Source organism: Acidithiobacillus sulfurivorans (genome assembly GCF_018853815.1).
In the GTDB taxonomy this organism is placed as follows: domain Bacteria; phylum Pseudomonadota; class Gammaproteobacteria; order Acidithiobacillales; family Acidithiobacillaceae; genus Acidithiobacillus; species Acidithiobacillus sulfurivorans.
In genome coordinates, this window is the sequence record NZ_JAAOMP010000073.1 from 21,604 (window position 1) to 37,160 (window position 15,557).

11 protein-coding genes and 1 riboswitch are annotated in these 15,557 nt (G+C 52.9%); of the genes, 3 read left to right on the forward strand and 8 right to left on the reverse strand.

Annotated elements, in window-relative coordinates; genetic code table 11:
• Nucleotides 1–2: 2 nt before the first annotated feature.
• The 3 genes from HAP95_RS06200 to HAP95_RS06210 form a co-directional block, all read right to left on the reverse strand.
• Nucleotides 3–1,955, reverse strand: coding sequence for a lytic transglycosylase domain-containing protein (locus tag HAP95_RS06200; protein ID WP_215883421.1), 1,953 nt, complete (start codon nucleotides 1,953–1,955; stop codon nucleotides 3–5).
• Nucleotides 1,952–2,323 (reverse strand): hypothetical protein, encoded by a 372-nt coding sequence (locus tag HAP95_RS06205; protein WP_024894265.1) that lies wholly within the window; start codon nucleotides 2,321–2,323, stop codon nucleotides 1,952–1,954. The genes HAP95_RS06200 and HAP95_RS06205 overlap by 4 nt, the downstream gene beginning before the upstream one ends.
• Nucleotides 2,324–2,401: 78 nt before the next feature.
• Nucleotides 2,402–5,737: a DEAD/DEAH box helicase gene (locus tag HAP95_RS06210; protein ID WP_215883422.1), complete on the reverse strand. Its 3,336-nt coding sequence runs from the start codon at nucleotides 5,735–5,737 to the stop codon at nucleotides 2,402–2,404.
• A gap of 156 nt (nucleotides 5,738–5,893) precedes the next feature.
• Here HAP95_RS06210 and HAP95_RS06215 point away from each other — a divergent pair, with 156 nt between their 5' ends.
• Together HAP95_RS06215 and HAP95_RS06220 are read left to right on the forward strand one after the other, a co-directional pair.
• Entirely contained in the window at nucleotides 5,894–7,345 is a 1,452-nt protein-coding gene (locus HAP95_RS06215) for a phosphomannomutase (RefSeq protein WP_215883423.1), read from the forward strand.
• Nucleotides 7,329–7,628, forward strand: coding sequence for a hypothetical protein (locus tag HAP95_RS06220; protein WP_215883424.1), 300 nt, complete (start codon nucleotides 7,329–7,331; stop codon nucleotides 7,626–7,628). Before HAP95_RS06215 ends, HAP95_RS06220 begins: the two co-directional genes overlap by 17 nt.
• Here the strand turns inward: HAP95_RS06220 and HAP95_RS06225 are convergent.
• Nucleotides 7,591–9,216 (reverse strand): ABC-F family ATPase, encoded by a 1,626-nt coding sequence (locus HAP95_RS06225; RefSeq protein WP_215883425.1) that lies wholly within the window; start codon nucleotides 9,214–9,216, stop codon nucleotides 7,591–7,593. The genes HAP95_RS06220 and HAP95_RS06225 overlap by 38 nt on opposite strands.
• A 133-nt stretch (nucleotides 9,217–9,349) precedes the next feature.
• A riboswitch (TPP riboswitch) is annotated at nucleotides 9,350–9,446 on the forward strand.
• Between the two features lie 67 nt (nucleotides 9,447–9,513).
• Between HAP95_RS06225 and thiC the strand changes: the two genes are divergently transcribed.
• Nucleotides 9,514–11,400 carry a phosphomethylpyrimidine synthase ThiC gene (gene thiC / locus HAP95_RS06230; RefSeq protein WP_215883426.1) on the forward strand — a complete coding sequence of 629 codons (1,887 nt, stop codon included), beginning with the start codon at nucleotides 9,514–9,516 and terminating at the stop codon, nucleotides 11,398–11,400.
• A 352-nt stretch (nucleotides 11,401–11,752) separates the two neighbouring features.
• Here the strand turns inward: thiC and HAP95_RS06235 are convergent, their stop codons facing one another.
• Genes HAP95_RS06235 through HAP95_RS06250 form a run of 4 tightly spaced genes read right to left on the reverse strand, consistent with a single transcriptional unit; the run spans nucleotide 11,753 to nucleotide 15,488 of the window.
• Entirely contained in the window at nucleotides 11,753–11,956 is a 204-nt protein-coding gene (locus HAP95_RS06235; protein WP_215883427.1) for a cytochrome bd oxidase small subunit, CydX/CbdX family, read from the reverse strand.
• A gap of 15 nt (nucleotides 11,957–11,971) precedes the next feature.
• A complete protein-coding gene (gene cydB / locus HAP95_RS06240) occupies nucleotides 11,972–13,105 on the reverse strand; it encodes a cytochrome d ubiquinol oxidase subunit II (RefSeq protein ID WP_215883428.1) in 1,134 nt (377 codons plus the stop codon).
• A 12-nt stretch (nucleotides 13,106–13,117) separates the two neighbouring features.
• Nucleotides 13,118–14,752: a cytochrome ubiquinol oxidase subunit I gene (locus HAP95_RS06245; RefSeq protein ID WP_215883429.1), complete on the reverse strand. Its 1,635-nt coding sequence runs from the start codon at nucleotides 14,750–14,752 to the stop codon at nucleotides 13,118–13,120.
• Between the two features lie 10 nt (nucleotides 14,753–14,762).
• On the reverse strand, nucleotides 14,763–15,488 hold the full coding sequence (locus tag HAP95_RS06250; protein ID WP_215883430.1) for an MBL fold metallo-hydrolase: 726 nt from the start codon (nucleotides 15,486–15,488) through the stop codon (nucleotides 14,763–14,765).
• Nucleotides 15,489–15,557 lie beyond the last annotated feature (69 nt).

Genomic DNA, 15,557 nt, shown 5'->3' on the forward strand with positions numbered 1-15,557 from the left:
TGTCAGCCAGGCTTGGTCGGTTTTAACTGCCATTGCGGCCAGATGTTCTGAGCCTGGTGATCCAGTATGGCTGCATAAATAATCGTATTGGTCAGTACGCTCTGGACATAATGCCGTGTTTGGCGGTAAGGAATGTTGGCAGTAAAAATGGGTCCTGCCCAAGGCCCCTGGGTGGGACCATCCCAACGACTCAGCCAGCGCTTGGGTGCTCCCGGACCAGCATTGTAGGCGGCTGCCGCGAGTAACTCTGATCCGCCAAAACTTTGCTGTTGCAGGCTGAGATAATTGGAACCCAGCACCAGATTCCCCTGAATGCTGTGCAGATCGGCATTGGCGGCGGCGGGAACGTGTGATTGCAACCATTCAGCAGTGGCGGGCATGACCTGCATCAGTCCTTGCGCGCCAACATCCGAACGAATTCCAAAAGCAAACCCCGATTCCTGACGAATGAGGCCTGCCAGAAAAGCCCGGCGCAATCCCGTCTGGTTGGCGGCACCGGTGATTTCCTGAGCATAGGGGAGGACATAGCCCTGACGCCAGTCACCGCCATGAGGGATCAGGCTGCTGGCATGAATACCCAGTAACCAGGCCTGTTGCTGAAAGGCCATGCGGGCTGCCGCCTTGATCTGGCTGGGAGTGGAGAGGGTACTCAGGTCATGATCCCATTCACTCAAGGCATCATAATACAAGCCCAGTTGATAGAGCTTGATGGCCGCTCGCTCAGAAGCGTTTTCTTGTAGGACGGGTAAGGCAACATCTTCTGGTTCAGCGGCGGTATTATTATTCAGGTCCAGAGATTGTCCCAACGCTGCCATGGCTAACTGCCCATAATAGGTCCAGGGGGAAGCGAGAGCGCCGAGTTCTGTTTTCGCCTGCACCGTATGCCCCAGTTGCAGCATGGCTATGGCCTTCCAGAATTGCCACTGCCGCTGCTGGCTTTGCGGAGGATTCATGAGGGTGACGGCATCGTTCACCATGGTCCAGCGCCCCACCCGAATAGCGGTCCGTACCATCCAGGCCAGCATTTCCGGCTGAGGATGAAACTGTGGGTCGGTGTAATAGGCCAACTGATACCAGCGACCGGATTCGGGACGAAAAGTCTGGGTTGCCTGAAAAGCGCAGTGATACAATACCCGCGCTTTTTGTGCCGCGTTCAGCGTATGGATTTGCTGCACAAATTGTACAGTCTGCAGTGGATGAATAGTTGCCAGACGCAACAAGGCGAGTTCAAGAAGGCGGGTTTGCATCTCAGGCCATAATCCCGTGCCGTTTTGCTGGATATGTGTTTGTATCCAGTTATCGGGATGATCAATGGTGGCAGCCAGCTGAGTTCCAGCCTGACCATTCAGGTAAGGCGCAAAGTGGCGCGCTGCAGAAAAAGCGGATGCTTCAAACATCTGCTGCAGTCGCTGCCAGAGTTGATCCTGGGTAATCAGACCTTGCTGCAGGCTGTCGCGGGCCATGGCATTACACGAATGATTATTAGCCGGTGCGCTGCTCCACAAAAAAAAGGGAGAAACAACATTTTCATTTTGTAAGTCGGGATCACGCAGGGCGTCACAGCGTAACTGGATGAGATCCGGCTTTTGCCCGGATTGATAGACGCTGGTGAAGTTATTCCAGTCCTGACGATGCGCCAGTTGGATCAACCATTGCCGACGCAGCAAATGGTGAGCGACGCCTTGGGGAAAGTGTGTGGAATACTGGAGATACTGCTGTTGGGACAAGGTATTAAGGCGGGGTTGTAAAGACCAGTAGCCTACCCAGGAACCCATATATGTATTTTCCAGCTCGGGAAGGGCCGCTGCAGCCGGCCTGTAATTACCTTGAGAAAAAGCCTCTGCGGCCGTCTGCAACAAGGATTCCTGCGCTGAACTAAGGGGAATATTGTCTGCATAAGCACTGCCCGCTACGGCAAAAATGCAGATTGCCCACAGCCATAATTTTTTATTCACGATTGTTTTTTGAGGTGAAGCCATCGGCCGAGGTGTTTTGCCAGGGAGTGTGAACGTTGCGGATGATCTTTCGCCAGAGGTCCAACATGCAAATTCAGGGGTTCGCAGTGATCTTTGCCGTGGCAGATAACTCCATGGGAATCACAATTTTCACCGGCTTTTTTCAAAATCTGCACCATTTTAGCCTCTGCTTCTGCTCCACAGCGACCATCATACTGGATCAGGACGAGGTGTTTCTCCGGTAGCACTTCTACATGCCCGCCCATTTCTTCAAAGACTTTGAGTTCTGCCAATGCCGAGTCGGTCACCCCATGCAGGGCCCCACTGATGATGAAGCGGTCGCGACGCTGTTCTTCTTGCTGTTTCATGCTTTTTTCCTGCTTTGTTAGAGACCATTCAGCATGAATGTCCCGGAAATAATCTACATGCACCCCAGTATAGTGCCATCAGCGCCGACTTTCTGGAAGCGGGGCGAGCAGGGAAGCCAGATCATCCGGACCAAATTGCAGCTTGTCCGTGCGCGCCTTATCGAGCACCCCGGAAGCTAATATGGCTTTCCTCTCCTGCAGCGCCAGAATTTTTTCTTCAATACTGCCCGCTACAATCATTTTGTAGACAAATACGCGACGCTGCTGACCAATGCGATGAGCGCGGTCCGTAGCCTGGTTTTCGGCGGCGGGATTCCACCACGGATCATAATGGATGACCGTATCGGCTGCAGTGAGATTCAGGCCAACGCCGCCGGCCTTGAGGCTGATCAGAAACAACGGGACCTCACCTTTTTGAAAGCGGTCAATGGGTGTTTTCCGGTCCTGGGTGCTCCCCGTGAGTTGCACATAGGGAATATGTATTTTATCCAGACGTACACTGATCAAGGCCAGCATTTCCGTAAATTGGGAGAACAATAAAATCTGGCGACCTTCAGCAAGGAGTTCGGGGATCATCTCCATCAGCATGGCGAGTTTGGCACTTTCCTGAACCTTGCGGGCCTTTTCACTTTTCAATAGTCGCGGATCGCAGCATACCTGACGCAATTTGAGCATGGCGTCGAGTATCACAATCTGACTGCGCTGAAAGCCCTTGGCGGCAATTTCCTGGCGAATTCTTTCGTCCATGGCGCTGCGTACGGTTTCATACAGATCACGTTGCGCCCCTTCAATATCCACCGAACGAATAATGATGGTTTTTTCCGGAAGCTCTTGTGCTACTTCTTCTTTTTTGCGCCGCAGAATAAAGGGGCGGACGCGTTTGGCCAATAGATTCAGGCGCTCAACATCACCATGGCGCTCGATGGGACCCCGCCAGATTTTTTGAAACGTGCGCAAATCACCCATAAAACCGGGCAGGAGAAAATCAAACTGTGCCCAGAGCTCCCCCAGATGGTTTTCCAGAGGGGTTCCAGTGAGTGCCAGGCGATGGGCGGTGGGTATTTCCCGAATAGCCTCGGCAGCGCGACTTTGGGCATTTTTAACCATCTGCGCTTCATCGAGAATCAGCAAATGAAATTGCTGGTTCTTGAGTAGTTCGATATCCCGCCAGACCAGAGGGTAAGTGGTCAGTATCAGATCATGACGGGGTATTTCTGAAAATTGATCCAGTCGCTCCTTGCCATGGAGCGATAGCACCCTCAACTCGGGGGCGAAGCGTTCTGCTTCTTCCCGCCAGTTATGAATCAGCGAAGTCGGCATAATAATCAGAGCAGGATTCTGCAGGCGACCGTTTTCTTTTTCCAGCAACAAGTGCGCGAGGGTCTGCGCGGTTTTGCCGAGCCCCATGTCATCTGCAAGAATACCACCCAGGTTGTGCTCGCGGAGAAATTGCAGCCAGGCCAAACCTTCCTGCTGATAGGGGCGCAGCGGCAAGGCAAAACCCCGGGGAGGCTCTACAGGGGGTATTTCGCCACTTTGCGGGAGGCGTTTACTCAGTCGCCGAATAGCATCCATGCCCTCACTTCGCCATTGCTGACTATCGGTAATTTCGGCCAGTCGCGTGACGTCATAGGCGGAAACACGCATGGGACCCGAAGCGCCGAGGCTGAACAAGTCAATAAGGGTACCTACCAGTGGTTTGAGGCGGTGGGCAGCGGTTTGAATGGGAACCCCCGACGGGGTATGCAAATGGATGGCTTCCTCATCGGGGATACGGGTTAAGCCTCCGGGACTCAACCAGCGTGGGTCGCGGGCAAACAGCGTACCCAAAAGTGGAGCCAGCGCCAGTCTTTCGCCTTCTACCACAATGCCGACATCAAGGCCGAGCCAGCCTTCTTCTTCCCCGTCCACCTGCATATCCCAGGCATCAATATGCAAAAAATGATGGCGGAAGCCCTCTGGCCAGTGGACTTCCCAACCGGCGCCGCGCAAAGCCTCCACGCCTTCATTCATGAAGGTATTCCAGTCTTTCTCGCTGGCCAGTCCATAAATGGGCTGTGGTAGCAAGGAGAGACTATGGAATAGACTGGCTTTGGCGATTTTCATGCCGGTATCAGCCAAAATTTTCAGCGCCTTCCTTTCTGCTTTTCGATCACGTTGGACATGCACGGTTTCGCCATTGGCGAGAGTTTGTGTTTCGCTGTCATCATCAATGGCAATATGCGCGGGCCCATAGATAAAACTGGGCTGTCCGTAATCAAAACGGCAGTTAGGACTCCATTGGCCGGGATAATCCCGGTAGGCTTGCATCCCCATTAACGCCAGGGTATCGCACCATAGAGACGGCTGGAGTGGCTCGGCAATGAGCCGAAGATCCTTCACCGGATCGGCCACTGGAGCAGGCAGGTCGGGGGCCGATTCTTCCAGAATATTTCTTAATAATGCAGCCTCCTGAATGTTGAGGGGTGGTGCCTGGAGAAGATCCTTTACCAGGGAGGGTTTGATGGGAATGTCAATCGGGCCGATTTCAAGATTTTCCGCATCCAGATACCAGGGAACGTCCAGGGTCAGCAAGGTCTGGGTGGGTGGTTCGGTTTCCAGAATAGGATGTTGTTCCGTACCCTTGAGCGTTTTCCAGAGTAATTTACCCGCACGAATATCCCCCATCCGCAATGGTGAGGAACCGGGTTTATTCAGGAACAGGCGTTCACTGGCAGCCAACATGCCCAAAGCGGCGCCACCATGGCGTGGGCCCAGAGCAAAATATCCGCTTCGGGGGGCGTAAACATCTTCAATAAGCAGACGGCGGATGACCATCTGATCCGTTTCATCCAGAAAACCGGGTGGACGGCGTAGGGCCGCTTCAAAATTGCTCCAGGGCGTGAGTTCGCTGCAAATACCCTGTTTATTCAGGCGCGCTTTGAGACAATGCAAGGTGGGCACACGTTGCTGATGTCCACGAATTTCCAGAATCCAGTGGAGTCGATAGGTGGTGGTGGGGATTCTGCGTGGTGGCGGATTCAGATGTGAGCGCAGTTCACCCAGCCATTGCATCACATGAGGCCTGGGGCTGTTGACCGGCTGTGGGTTACCACGTTGGGCCAGATAAGCCAGTAACACGGCGGCGACATGTTTGCAGCGGCTCCCAACGGGGCAGGTGCACAAACTGATGAGCTGTCCCTGACTGAGATGAATATCCACATGATAAGGATTGCGGATGCTACCTTGCACCCATGCACTGAGCTCCGTGTCGGTTGGTCGTTCGAGATGACTGACCGCCTGCCGATAAGGCTGAGCTTTGCGGATTTCCAGGTCGCCCAGCCACTGGCGGAGCATGTCGTAGTCATAGGTGTCCAGACTGGGTAGCGCTTGGTTGCTGCGATGCCAGTTCATCCAGTCGTCATTGTTGGGCATTGCTTTGCTTGGATATCCATGGTGAATACTAATCGCCAATCATACACAGCCTGTAGCCCTCTGGGAAAGTGCGCAAATTATCCATACCAACTGCCTTTTTGGAATTTATCTGGTTATCATGGCGTAAACCCAGAATAGGATCGGAGGAGTAGGAATATGGCAGCATTTGGAACCAGTGGGTTAAGAGGCCTGGTCAGCGATTTAACCGATCAGCTGGTTTTTACCCATGTGCGGGCATTTCTTCGTTATCTCCGCGACATCGGCGAATATCAGAGCGGCGAGAAAGTGATTCTCGGCGGCGATTTAAGACCCAGCACCCCGCGCATATTGGCTGCCAGTTGGGCTGCAGTGCTAGCAGAGGAGGGCAAGCCTCAATTTGCCGGTTATCTGCCCTCGCCGGCACTGGCTTTTGCCGGAATCTCGGTGGGAGTCCCTGCGCTGATGGTAACCGGCAGCCATATTCCTTTTGATCGTAACGGTATCAAATTCAATCGTCCGCACGGCGAACTGATGAAGGCCGACGAAGCCGGTATTCTCGCCCAGGACATGCAAGTTGCATCGGATTTATTTACAAAACAGGGTGCCCTGCTGCACCTGCCGCTGTTGCCTGATGCCGACCCGCGTTATCTGCAAAGCTACCAGAATCGTTATCTGGATTTTTTTGGCAAGGAAAGTCTGTCAGGCTTGCGGCTCGGCGTGTATCAGCATTCCGGAGTGGCCCGGGATCTGCTGGTCGATATTTTGGTCGCTATGGGCGCGGAAGTATTGCCACTGGGCCGTTCTGCAGAATTTGTTTCTTTGGATACGGAAGCGTTGCGCCCTGAAGATACCAAGTTTGCCCAACAGGCCGTGGCCGAGCATCAACTGGATGCCTTACTGACGACAGATGGAGACGCTGATCGCCCCATGATTGCCGACACCACGGGTCGCTGGTGGCGCGGCGATGTGCTGGGTGTGCTTACAGCCCAAGCTTTGGGTGCGCACAGTGTCGTGACTCCGGTCAGCAGTAATACGGCGCTGGAGTTATCGGGATTATTTGCCCGGATTCACCGTACCCGCATTGGTTCTCCTTATGTCATTGAAGCCATGCAGGCTGCTCTGGCTGCGGGTGAGGGGCCCGTAGTGGGTTATGAAGCCAACGGCGGATTCTTGCTGGGCAGTCCCCTGCAGCGGCATGGACAAAGCTTGCAGCCGCTCCCAACCCGGGATGCAATCCTACCCATGCTCACCGTTTTGACAGCGGCAAAACAGCAAGGGAACAGACTTGCAGCACTGATGGACCATTTACCCCCGCGTTTTACCGCCAGTGACCGGCTGCAGGATTTTCCTACCAGGTTGAGCCAGCAGCATCTGGATGCTTTCAGGGGAACCGACGATGTCCTGAATCTGATAGCATTCAGCCAAACTTTTGGAAAAGTGGCAGGCCCGGCAGGCAGTCTGGATCACACCGACGGGGTTCGTGTAACTCTTGAAAATGGCACCATCATTCACCTGAGGCCTTCGGGAAATGCGCCGGAATTGCGGTGTTACACCGAAGCGGATTCGCCTGAGGAGGCCGAGCGCATGTTGCGGGCTACTTTGCAGATTATGCATGGCTGGCGGCATTAATTTGTTGCCGCGCCTTTCCCGAGCATGGTGGATATATGCAGGAATAGGTCTGATCATTCTCGACCTGCTCCTGATGGTGCTGCGATATCTGGGGGTGGTTTTCAAAACCAACGCCGTAGCGGTGCTGGCGGTTCATCATGGGGTAGATGCGCAAGCCGGGAGCCTCCTGCATCTGGCCAATATTTTGAACATGGTGCGCTGGAAATGGATCGCAGGAATTCTTGTGCTGGGTGTCCTCCTCCTGCTTATCGGTTTTTGGCGCTCTTTTTCCCGGCGTCGCTGACGCTGATCTGGCTGAGCAGATAATCCTCATAACTGCCTTTAAAATCTTCAATGCCCTGAGCGGTGAATTCAATAATGCGGGTCGCCAGGGAAGAGACAAACTCGCGATCATGGCTGACAAAAATCAGGGTTCCATCGAATTTTTCCAGCCCGTTGTTCAGGGATTCGATGGATTCCATGTCCAAATGGTTGGTGGGTTCATCCAGAATCAGGACATTAGGTTTTTGCAGGGTAAGCTTGCCGAATAACATCCGGCCTTTTTCGCCACCCGACAGCACCTTGACGGAGCGCCCGACCTGATCCTGACCGAAGAGCAGACGGCCGAGGACCCCACGAATGGCCTGATCATCATCTTTTTCGCTGCGCCATTGGCACATCCAGTCGAAAAGGGTCAGATCTTCCGCAAATTCCGGCGCATAATCCTGGGCAAAATACCCGATCTTCACATTTTCCGCCCACTTGATTACCCCGGCATCCGGTTCAATTTCACTCATCAGGCAGCGCAATAAAGTCGTTTTTCCCAGACCATTGGCACCAATAATCGCAATACGTTCACCGGCTTCAATATGCAGTCGCAGCTTCTGAAAAAGGCGCAATTCTCCAAAAGATTTGGAGACATCCTTGGCATCCAGGGCATATCGATACAACTTGCGTTCCTGCTGAAAAACCAGATAGGGATTCTGGCGGCTGGAAGGTTTGACTTCTTCCAACTGGATTTTTTCAAGCTGACGGGCGCGGGAAGTTGCCTGTTTGGCTTTGGAGGCATTTGCCGAAAACCGACTGACAAAACTTTGCAGTTCTGCCATTTTTTCTTTTTTCTTGTCGTTATCGGCCAGTAATTGATCCTTGACCAGCGTCGATGCGCGCATGTACTCATCATAATTACCGGGATAAACACGCAGTTCGCCGTAATCCAGGTCGGCCATGTGGGTGCAAACACTATTTAAAAAATGCCGGTCATGAGAAATGATGATGATGGTGCTGTTGATGGTGCTCAGCAATTCTTCCAGCCACTGAATGGTATGTATATCCAGATTGTTGGTAGGTTCATCCAGGAGGAGGATGTCAGGATCGGCAAATAAGGCCTGGGCCAAAAGCACGCGCAGTTTCCAGCCTGGCGCCACTCCCGACATCAGGCCGTCATGCTGCTCCAGAGGAATGCCCACGCCAATGAGCAGTTCCCCGGCTCGGGCTTCTGCGGAGTAACCACCCAGTTCGGCAAAATCACTTTCAATGTGGGCTACCGCCATGCCATCTTCTTCATTCATTTCCGTCAGGGAATAGAGGCGATCGCGCTCCAGTTTCACCTTCCAGAATTCTGCGTGTCCCATCATGACCGTATCCAGTACCGAGTATTCTTCAAAGGCAAACTGGTCCTGACGCAATTTGCCCAGTCGTTCGCCGCTGCTCAGACTGACATCCCCGGCGCTGGGTTCCAGATCGCCGCCCAGGATTTTCATGAGGGTGGTCTTGCCGCTGCCATTGGCACCAATCAGGCCGTAGCGGTTGCCGTCCCCGAAATCCACGGACACGTTCTCGAACAAGGGCTTTGAACCAAACTGCATGGTCAGTTGATGGGTACTGAGCACGGCACACTCCAATACGCGATAATGAATGGGCGCGATGATAGCACTGAATGGGAATAAGTGTCCTTGCTTGTGGACATACTGAACAAAGGATCAACTTGACAGCAATCAAGCCTATCCCTTAACTTCTCACATTGAACATCGCTGGGGGCGTCTGCCAGGGGGCAGGCTGAGAGGAACCCTTGGAACCTGATCCGGGTCATGCCGGCGTAGGGAAGCGCTCCAGGATCAACTGTCTGCGTCCTTCTTCCGTGCCCCGATCATGTTTTTCGCAATGCACTGGAGTTTGGAGGAAGCACAATGGCGACACGTCCCACCGATATCACCCATAACATGCAGGAAGCCACGGTCACCACGGGATCCATACCGGGTTCCCGCAAGGCGTACCTCAGCGGTGAAATGTATCCTGAATTACGCATTCCCCTGCGTGAAATCCAGCAGACCGACTCCCGCAACCGCGATGGTTCGGTGGAGCATAATCCGAATATTCCCGTGTATGACTGCAGTGGTCCCTTCACCGATCCTGACACCCCTATTGATATTCATGCGGGTCTCCCTGCTACCCGTTGGCAGTGGACTGCCATGGAGACGCCTCTGGAGCATCGTCCTGAACCCAGTTCGGCTTATGGTCGGGCCCGCCTCGCTGACGCCAGGACTGCAGATTTGCGTTTTCAACAGCGCCGCGAAATCCGGCGGGCCGCAGAAGGCGCAAATGTCTCCCAAATGCATTATGCACGACGTGGAATCATCACTCCGGAAATGGAATATGTGGCCATTCGTGAAAATCAGGGCCTGGAAAAATTGCGCGCCACCCATCCCGAACTGTTTCGCGCGCATCGTGGCGAATCCTTCGGGGCGCAGATTCCGGATGTGGTCACCCCGGAATTCGTCCGCGAGGAGATTGCCCGGGGTCGTGCCATCATCCCTGCCAATATCAACCATCCCGAACTGGAACCGATGATCATCGGCCGCAATTTTCTGGTCAAGATCAATGCGAACATCGGTAATTCAGCGGTCACTTCTTCCATTTCCGAAGAGGTCGAAAAAATGGTCTGGTCCATCCGCTGGGGCGCCGACACTGTGATGGATTTATCCACCGGAAAGCATATTCATGAAACCCGTGAATGGATTATTCGCAACAGCCCGGTTCCCATTGGTACGGTACCCATTTATCAGGCCCTCGAAAAAGTCGACGGCAAAGCCGAAGATCTAACCTGGGACTTATACCGCGATACGCTGATTGAACAAGCCGAACAGGGCGTGGATTACTTCACCATTCATGCCGGAGTATTGCTGCGCTATGTGCCCCTGACTGCGCGGCGGCTTACGGGTATTGTTTCCCGGGGTGGTTCCATCATGGCCAAATGGTGTCTGGCGCATCATCAGGAGAGTTTCCTCTACACCCATTTCGAAGAAATCTGTGAAATCATGAAAGCTTATGATGTCAGCTTTTCACTGGGTGATGGCTTGCGTCCCGGTTGTCTGGCAGATGCCAACGATGAAGCGCAGTTTGCTGAGTTGCATACCTTGGGTGAACTCACCCAGATTGCCTGGAAGCATGACGTGCAGGTGATGATCGAAGGTCCCGGCCATGTTCCCATGCAGATGATACGCGCCAATATGGACGAAGAGTTGCAGCACTGTTTTGAAGCCCCGTTTTATACTTTGGGACCCTTGACCACGGATATTGCTCCAGGCTATGACCATATCACCAGTGCCATCGGTGCAGCACAGATCGGTTGGTATGGTACCGCCATGCTCTGCTATGTGACCCCCAAGGAGCATCTGGGTTTGCCCGATAAAAATGATGTTCGGGAAGGGGCTATTACCTACAAGATCGCTGCTCATGCGGCGGATCTTGCCAAGGGCCATCCGGGTGCTCAGATGCGGGATAATGCCTTGTCCAAGGCGCGCTTTGAATTTCGTTGGGAAGACCAGTTTCACCTGGGTCTGGACCCGGAAAAAGCCCGGGAATATCACGATGAAACCCTTCCCCAGGAAGGGGCCAAGGCCGCACATTTCTGTTCCATGTGTGGACCGCATTTCTGCTCCATGAAAATCTCCCAGGATTTGCAGGAATACGCCCAGAATCAAGGCGCAGAAGATCTGGAGGCAGCGCGCGCCCAGGGGTTGCAGGAAAAAGCCGAGGACTTCCGGCGTTTGGGTAAAAACATTTATTTGCGTTGAATAATAAAAACGGCAGTTGCCGTGGGTGCTTTTTGCTCCATTGTCCCTTGCCTGTTGTTCTAAGGCTCATCCTGCTGTCAGGAGAGAACTCGCCCTTTGGGCTCAGACAGCTCTCCTGACGGGCGCAGGATTTCACCAAGAACAACAACGGCTCGGACCAAAAGTCGCTGCAAAGCACCCACGGCAACTGCCGTTTTTAGGTGATGATCTGTTTTTTTGACTGGGACAACGTCCCAGTCACTGGCTGGACTCAGAACCGCTTGCGTGTATAAAAATACGCAATAACGGTGATGAAAAAATACACAATGGGTAAAAAGAAAATATAATCTTCCAGATGCATGGTCTTACTCCTTTAATGTGAGCGTCCGGTTTTGTCCTGATTTTCCGCATCCTGTTTTTCATACATGACAGCACCGGCGACGGCGATCAGCACAATCATGGTCGTACCCACCAACCAGGCGAAATACCAGGGACCATAGTCACCAGTAATGACCGCCAGAAACAGGGATAACGCCATGATGAGGGCCATCCCGACAAAAGTGAAAAGATTTTTCATGACTGGGTTGCTCCCTTAATAAGCATGGTCATCGGCGGGGTTTGGCGGGTTGACCTTGCCGCGCATGACCCGAAAACACCAGGTGGTATAAGCCAAAATCGTAGGTACGAAAATGGCGGTGAAAATGGTCATCCAGATCAGGTTATAACGACTTCCCGAAGCATTCCAAATAGTCAGACTCTGGTTGAGATTTTCAGACGAAGGCATCAGGAACGGGAACATGGAAGCGGCAACCGTACCTAAAATACCAATCCAGGCAACGGCTCCCAGCCACCAGCCGAGGATGGGTTTGTTGGCGCGCAACATCAATGCACCGAGCAACATGCCAGCGATAGCGAGCAAGGGGATAATCCATAAAATAGGATGGGCCGCATAATTATCCAGCCAGGCGCCAGAAACCGCATGCACCACTTGGCCACTGACGGCGTTGGCGGGCATTCCCGGATCCCCGCTGATGAGGGTATACCCCGTCATGCCGGAAATCATGAAGCCACCAATGATAAACAGTACAATGGCAATGATTCCAGCAGTGCTGGCGTAATTCCGGGCGCGGGAAGCAATAGGATCGGTACCGCGCAGCATCAACATGGCCCCGCCCTGATATACCGACATGCTGACCGCCAATAAGCCGCTAAGAATGGCAAAGGGGTTCAGCAAATACCAGATGAATGACTCCGTCTGGTAATACTGGCCATCCCAACCGAAGTGAAAGCCGACACCTTCGAGAATATTACCGATAGCTGCCCCGTAGATAAACATGGGCAAAAAGCCGGAGACCAGAAAAACCCAGTCCCAGGACTCCCGCCATTTGCTGGCTGCCACTTTAGAGCGATATTCAAATGCCACCGGACGTAAAATCATGCTGAACAGCAGCAGGATCATGACAATGTAAAAAACTGAAAAAGAAGTGGCGTACAGGGTCGGCCAGGCCGCGAAAATAGCCCCGCCGCCCAGAATAAACCAGACCTGATTACCGTCCCAATGGGGACCCACCACATTCAGGGCCTGACGGCGCTCGCCATCATTTTTGCCGACGAAGCGCAACAGGGTGCCGACACCCATATCCATGCCCACCATGATGGCAAGGCCCATGAGCAGAACGCCCAGTAGCACCCACCACAATACTTTAAGTCCAATATAGAGATCCATTATGTTGACTCCTTATTTCTTGGCTAGGCTGGGCTTGGCAAAAGCGGGCTGCCCGGCCATACCACCCCCGGCAGGAGCATTGTCATGACCATGATGGCTGGATTGTGGGCCAAGACGCGCGTATTTGAACATCAGGTACATTTCTGCAGCGATGAACGAGCTGTAGAGCAGTACAAAACCGATCAGGGAGAAAATCATGTAGCCGACGCTGTGACTGGAAGCCGACACAAAGGTGGGCAACATATTATAAACCGTCCAGGGTTGCCGACCATTTTCTGCCGTAATCCAGCCAAATTCACAGGCAAACCAGGGTAATGGAATACTCCACAATGCGACTTTCAGGAGCAAGGGATGCTTTTCGATTTCGTTCTTGAGGCTGAAATAGGCGGCAAAGGCAAAAATGGCGAGCATGATAAAGCCGAAAGCCACCATGATACGGAATGCCCAAAACTCTACCCAGACATTGGGGACGGTCTCGTGGGCAGTTTTATCCACGACGCTGGCGAGGTTGCTGGCATCCACCTTTTTCAGATCCTGATCAGGAGCGTATTGCATGGCCAGAAAGCCATAGCCCATGTCTGCCTGATATTGTTTGAAGGTCGCCAAAGCCTGCACGTTACTGTGGTCATGATTATATTCTTTCAGGGCAATCATGGCCTTGATGCCACTGACTACCTTGGGCTTGGCTTCATCTACCAACTGATGAATACCGGGGATGACCGTGTCTTCCGAGTGGGTCAGCAGAGGCGTCAACACATAGGGAATACCAATTTCAAAAAGATTTTTACCTGCAGCCTTATCCGGGAAGGCGATCAGATTCCAGGGTGCAGAAGCGGTGTTGTAGTCCGTATTCCAGATGGCTTCCATGGCCGCCACTTTCATGGGTTGGGCCTTGGCGTCAATGAAGCCGAGCGCGTCACCCAGAGTCACCACACCAATGGTGGAAATCACTCCGAAAACGGCAGCAATACGAAATGAACGCAGGGCAATATCCTTGCGTTTGTTGGTGAGCAAATAGAAGGCGCTGATCCCCATGACAAACATGGAACCGGTTACAAAACCCGCAATGGAGGTGTGGACAAATTTCGCCTGAGCGTCTTCATTGAAAATCAGTTGGACAAAGCTGCTGAATTCGAGGCGCATGGTGTTGGGATCAAAGGTTCCCCCCCTGGGGTCCTGCATGAAGCCATTGGCTATCAGAATCCATAATGCGGAAAGGTTGGAACCCAGCGCTACCAGATAGGTAACGACCAGATGGGCTTTGGCACTGATCCGGTCCCAGCCAAAAAACATGACCCCCACAAAGGTGGATTCCATGAAAAACGCCATCAAGCCTTCAATAGCCAGAGGCGTACCAAAAATATCCCCTACGAAATGGGAGTACATGGACCAGTTTGTACCAAACTCAAATTCCATCGTCAGACCCGTGGCCACACCCAATGCAAAATTGATAGCGAAAAGCTTGCCCCAGAACTGGGTCATTTCCTTATAGATGGGCTTCCCCGTGATGACATAAACCGACTCCATGGTGGCCAGCAGAAATGACAGGCCCAGAGTCAGGGGTACAAACAGAAAGTGATACAAGGCTGTCAGCGCAAATTGCAGGCGCGACAACTCGACCACTGTGGGATTAATTAGCATATCCATGAACTTCCTCCTACAAAGAAACCGGGTTGTTCCGGTCCGGCGTGTAACGGTGCACCTCTTCATCAGGTGTTCCGAGTTTTTTTACTGCGTTACTGGTTTTTTTGCTGCTATTGGTGAACAGGCGAGAGTACTTTTGAAAAATTTCCCGATGTCCACGTTGATTATGAAACCAGTTGTCTTTGCGGCGGATTTCTTCAATGCTGGTCAGGCGTCGTCCCTCGGTTTCGAGACCGGGGTAGACCAGGGTTTCCCCTGGAAATGTCATTAACCGTTGGGTAATGCTTTGATACAGTACTTGCGCATCATCTGTGCTGGAGCAGGGCAGGGTGCTGTTGACCAATAAGGTTTTTCCAGTAAACAGGCGATCCTCCCAATGGTAAGTCAGTGCGCAGGGACTTTGTCCGGGGGTATGCAAAACCTGCAAACTTTCTTCGCCAAAATAAAGGCTATCGCCATGGCGCAAACGCAGATCAATTTGACTATGCGTATTGCTTTCGTGGGCCAGCACCCGCGCCCCGGTGGCCGTCTTCAGCTGTTCTGCCGCACTCATTTGTTCGGCATCATGGTGGGTCTGCAATATGTACGTCAGGATGAGGCCCCGTTCCTGAATAAATAATGCAAAACTTTCCAGTAGCGCAGGCATCGGATCTATAATGACGGCTTCCCGAGTGACAGGATCACCCAGCAAATAACTGAGTGCGCCTTTTTGGGAATAACATAGTTGTCTAAAAATCATCTGCTCCACCGTCAGTTGCCACCGGACGTCAGAGCATCAGCAAACTCCGTGCCATTTTCAGGAGGTTGT

Coding starts and splice junctions, on each gene's coding strand:
- HAP95_RS06205 (WP_024894265.1), bottom strand. CDS start 2,323: ATGAAACAGCAAGAAGAACAGCGTCGCGACCGCTTCATCATCAGTGGG.
- HAP95_RS06210 (WP_215883422.1), bottom strand. CDS start 5,737: ATGCCCAACAATGACGACTGGATGAACTGGCATCGCAGCAACCAAGCG.
- HAP95_RS06215 (WP_215883423.1), top strand. CDS start 5,894: ATGGCAGCATTTGGAACCAGTGGGTTAAGAGGCCTGGTCAGCGATTTA.
- HAP95_RS06220 (WP_215883424.1), top strand. CDS start 7,329: ATGGCTGGCGGCATTAATTTGTTGCCGCGCCTTTCCCGAGCATGGTGG.
- thiC (WP_215883426.1), top strand. CDS start 9,514: ATGGCGACACGTCCCACCGATATCACCCATAACATGCAGGAAGCCACG.
- HAP95_RS06235 (WP_215883427.1), bottom strand. CDS start 11,956: ATGAAAAATCTTTTCACTTTTGTCGGGATGGCCCTCATCATGGCGTTA.
- cydB (WP_215883428.1), bottom strand. CDS start 13,105: ATGGATCTCTATATTGGACTTAAAGTATTGTGGTGGGTGCTACTGGGC.
- HAP95_RS06245 (WP_215883429.1), bottom strand. CDS start 14,752: ATGGATATGCTAATTAATCCCACAGTGGTCGAGTTGTCGCGCCTGCAA.
- HAP95_RS06250 (WP_215883430.1), bottom strand. CDS start 15,488: ATGATTTTTAGACAACTATGTTATTCCCAAAAAGGCGCACTCAGTTAT.